Source organism: Azospirillum sp. B4 (assembly GCF_000333275.1).
Lineage (GTDB): Bacteria > Pseudomonadota > Alphaproteobacteria > Azospirillales > Azospirillaceae > Nitrospirillum.
On sequence record NZ_BACU01000725.1, the window covers coordinates 1 to 1,980 of the forward strand.

Annotated in this window: 2 protein-coding genes, 1 tRNA gene and 1 pseudogene; 2 read left to right on the forward strand and 2 right to left on the reverse strand. The window is 70.1% G+C overall.

Going from position 1 to position 1,980, the window contains the following annotated elements:
* Positions 1 to 332: pseudogene (locus I55_RS37535) on the forward strand (3-beta hydroxysteroid dehydrogenase); the annotation flags it as partial.
* A 109-nt stretch (positions 333 to 441) separates the two neighbouring features.
* Positions 442 to 529 (forward strand) — tRNA-Ser (locus I55_RS32360).
* A 30-nt stretch (positions 530 to 559) separates the two neighbouring features.
* On the opposite strand, the gene I55_RS32365 is transcribed toward I55_RS32360, so the two are convergent.
* Both I55_RS32365 and I55_RS32370 read right to left on the reverse strand, forming a co-directional pair.
* Complete coding sequence (locus I55_RS32365) at positions 560 to 1,090, reverse strand: hypothetical protein (RefSeq protein WP_044564849.1); 531 nt, start codon at positions 1,088 to 1,090, stop codon at positions 560 to 562.
* A 170-nt stretch (positions 1,091 to 1,260) separates the two neighbouring features.
* Positions 1,261 to 1,980, reverse strand: a 720-nt coding sequence (locus I55_RS32370; protein ID WP_148294099.1) for an ATP-binding protein, incomplete at its 5' end; no start/stop codon positions are given.

Genomic DNA, 1,980 nt, shown 5'->3' on the forward strand with positions numbered 1-1,980 from the left:
GCCTGAACCGCTGGCCCGCCTTCCACCGCTTCGATGCCGCCCGCCTCTACCGCCTGGCGCTGGAGAAGGGCGTGGCCGGCGCCCGCTATCACGCCATCGACGACAGCGGCGTGCCCTTCCGCGACATCGCCACCGCCATCGGCCGGGGCCTGGGCCTGCCGGTGGCGGCCATGTCGGAGGAGGCGGCGGGCGAGTATTTCGGCTGGTTCAAGCACTTCGCCATGATCGACAACCCGGCCTCCAGCACCATCACCCGCGATGCGCTGGGCTGGGCCCCGGCGGAGATCGGCCTGCGCGCCGACCTGCATGGGCCGGGCTATTTCACGGCCTGACTCGTGCGCCCGTGCCGGTGGGACATGCCCCTACCGGCACGGGTCACCAAAGGTGCCCCTTGATCTTGAGGCCCACAACCGGATAAGAGGCTGTTCGCGCGAACGCGCCGGATGGGTGGCCGAGTGGTTTAAGGCAGCGGTCTTGAAAACCGCCGTGGGGCAACTCACCGTGGGTTCGAATCCCACCCCATCCGCCATTCCTGCCCGCATGGAGGGCGATGGCGGCATCAGTCCCGGCCCAGAATGATGTCGGCGACTTGCCCCAGCCGTCCCAGCAGTCGACCGTTCCATCGCGCGATGACATGCCCGCCTGGCGCCTCGATCTGCATGGTGTGAAAGGGCGCGCCGACGCCGATTTCCCCCGTCCGCTGAACCGCTTCGTCATAAAGGGCCGGTTGGTCGAGCAGGAGGTCAAGTTCACGTCCCACCGCCGGCGCCAGGCGGTTGTCGCTTTGCCGTGTGATCCGCTTTTCGATGGGCAGCAGGCCCCCGGGCCCATCCTCCAGCACCTGTGTCACCGTCCAGGTTCCAGCCTGGTCCCGGCAGGCGATGGTGCTCTGCTCGGTCCTCACGTGATGAACGCCCACGCTATCCACGTAGACCGCGGCGTCACAGGATGGAATCGCCAGCCCCCAGCCTTTCCGCATGCCCAAGCCCTGAGCGACTTCAGGCGCGAGCCTGTCCTGGGGAGGCTCGGCACGCGCCGCCGCCAAGGTCGCCAGCGTCAGGGCCAGCAGAAGGTGGGGGAAGACAGACATGGCGCCACATTAGCAAACTCTGCCGCCGCCGCCATCGGCGCTCTTCGCGACGGGGGCGATCAGGCCTCGACGCCACCGCGAAGCACGGCCGCCCGGAGGGTTCCCACAACCAGGTGACGGCGGGCTGCTGGCGGAGCGGCGTGCCGCTTCGCCAGGGGCTATCGCCGAGATCATGCCGGGCAAAACCCCAGCTTCGCCCGCGCGGGGCGCCACGCCCCTTCGCTCGCCAGGCGCTCCAGCAGATCATCGGTGTCGCGGGCGGGACGATGCCGCAGCTGCCGCTTCACCGCTGCGAAATCGCCTGGAGTAAGGTGGCCAAGGTGGGCGATGCCGGTGGGGGCCGGCATGGCGAAGAAGCGCTCGAAGGCCAGGGCGGCGCGTGACGCCCCCAGGGGGGCCAGGTCGATCTTGAACACAAAGCGCCGCAGCGCCGCGGCATCCAGCCGGTGCGCGTGGTTGGTGGCGGCGATCACCGGCAGGGGGTGGCGGTCCAGCCAGGTCAGCATCTCGTTGACCTGGCCTGCCTCCCAGCTGGTGGTGGCGGTGCCGCGGTCGAACAACAGCGAATCCACCTCGTCGAACAGCAGCACGTGGCCGCGTTCCCGCGCCTCGCGGAAGGCGTCGGCGATGGCGGCCTCGGTGCCGCCCACCCAGCGCGACAGCAGGTCGGAGGCGCGCTTGATGACCAGCGGGCGGTCGACCGCGCGGGCCAGGTGATGCGCCAGCGCGGTCTTGCCCGTGCCGGGCGGCCCGGTGAGCAGCAGTGACACATCCAGGCCGCCGCCGTCGCCGCCGTCGCCGTTGGCGCTGTCCCGCGCGTTCCGGCTCAACTGCGCCAGCAGGGGGGCGAGGGGCACATTGCTTTCGAACAGTCGAGGTCCACCGCTCCC

Bases quoted from the DNA above. Each gene is read 5' to 3' on its own strand.
- I55_RS32365 (WP_044564849.1), bottom strand. From the start codon at position 1,090: ATGTCTGTCTTCCCCCACCTTCTGCTGGCCCTGACGCTGGCGACCTTG.